Here is a 382-nt window from a genome sequence, read left to right on the forward strand (position 1 = left end):
ACATGGCCATGAGAAGTGTTCGGCCGAGGTATTTCGACAACCAAGGAACCGTAGGTTGAACGGCCATCCCACCGAGTATCACCAGTGCCATCAAGCTGCCTATTTCACTATTTCCAATTCCGCGGTGGCTAAGCTCTAACGGCATTAGCCCATAAACAGCGCCTAATACTAAGCCAGAGACGATGCACCCCATTATGGCAGCATGGTTCAACTTAGCTATTTGGCGGATAGACAGCCTCGATGCTTCTTCGCTTTCTGGTTGCTCCGATTTTCCGAAAATTAAAACCATGATGGCCAGTGACAACAAAGAAAAAATAGCGATGTAAGGAACGCTACCATTAACGCCGATATAGCCAATCCCCAGTTGCCCTAAAGAAGAGCC

Annotated in this window: 1 pseudogene; it reads right to left on the minus strand. The window is 48.2% G+C overall.

Going from position 1 to position 382, the window contains the following annotated elements:
• Positions 1-382: pseudogene (locus tag ACP45E_RS18440) on the minus strand (MFS transporter); the annotation flags it as partial.

The organism is Vibrio genomosp. F10 str. 9ZD137 (assembly GCF_049974785.1).
Taxonomy (GTDB): Bacteria; Pseudomonadota; Gammaproteobacteria; order Enterobacterales; family Vibrionaceae; genus Vibrio.